Genomic DNA, 1,424 nt, shown 5'->3' with positions numbered 1-1,424 from the left:
TTTTTTTATGCACGGATAATATTGCGGAAAATTCAGTTTTTTGAAATACGTTGAATTATTTTAATGCGACACTAGTGAAAAATTAATAACAATAATAAAAAAAATATGTTTTTGTTCAAATTTATCGCCCCTAAATCATTTAGGTTTATTTTCTCCAATTGAATGGAAAATATGCTTTTTCTAGAATTCATGTAAAGACAACCACCCACAAGTGCTAACAACTCTAAAATGACAGCACTAATGTCACATTCAACCTCTCCAGACATAATAAAAAGCCATCACTCGTTGTGAGCATGACTTCTTCATAAACCTTCTAATATTCACTTTTCAATATTGAAAAGATGACAAGATCAACATACTTCCCTTTATCAAATTCATGTTGTCTCAAAACACCTTCTTGACAAAAATTTAATTTTTCCAACAATCTTATAGATGATGTATTTTCTGGTTCTATTTTTGCCTCGATCTTATTTATCCCCATCGACGTAAAGGCAAAATGGATTATGCTACTTAAAGCCTCTTGCATAATACCCTTCCCCCAATATTCAGAGTTCAAATCATACCCAATTTCTATGCGGTTATGTTCTTTTTCATAATTTAAATAACCACATGTTCCAATCACTTTTTTGGTCTTAGCTTCTTCGATTACCCATCTTAAGCCAATCTGTTCTTTGAAAATTTTCTCATACCAATTTATTTCATCAATTGCATCTTCAACTGAATCAAATAGTTTTAATGGAAGGTACTTAACCACTTTTTCATTAGAATAAAGCGCAAATATATCTTTGCAATCATTAACTATTCCTTTTCGTAAGATGAAGCGTTCTGTTTCAAATTTAGGAAAATCTTTAAATTCGAACTCTATATTCATAATAAACTCCCCTTTCACACCATAAATTAACATTATTTTTTATAGTAACATATTATAATTAGGAATCTATCAAAAATATTCAATTCATAAATACAACCTTTTTATAGGGTCGCAATTCAAAGATGAAATTCCAAGCCTTCATGCATAATAAAAAGCTATACCTTGTTAAATGTGATTTAGCAATGTTGACGTCTCAGCAAACTTCTATTTTAATTACAAATGCCTGTTTCTTCATCTGTCAAGAAAACTGCGATATTGCTATATCTATTAGATAGTAATAATACTATTTTATTAAAGGGTGAACTTTTTGATAAATGTAAAATTCTAATCTAAATCAACGCTATAGCTTATTTTTGATGAACAAACCACCTTTAAAAGGATGTTATTTGTTATGCAAAAAAGCAAGATTTGTTTGTTTTGTAATCACCCCCACTTGTGCTAGTTGCTAAAAAAATAAAAAGCACTGTTTAAAAGTGCTTCATGTTGTTGAAATACTATTATGTCAATGAAATCAAGGTGACAAATTAAAAAGTATAGCTCTTTTTCAAAACGA

1 protein-coding gene is annotated in these 1,424 nt (G+C 29.2%); it reads right to left on the bottom strand.

The genetic code is table 11. The annotated features are described in order from the left end of the window. Positions 1–313: 313 nt before the first annotated feature. Positions 314–871, bottom strand: coding sequence for a GNAT family N-acetyltransferase (locus AC3WOM_RS26640; protein ID WP_492449197.1), 558 nt, complete (start codon positions 869–871; stop codon positions 314–316). Positions 872–1,424 lie beyond the last annotated feature (553 nt).

It is taken from the genome of Lysinibacillus sp. FW301-JW8 (assembly GCF_058788755.1).
This window is presented reverse-complemented; position numbering and strand designations above follow the sequence as displayed.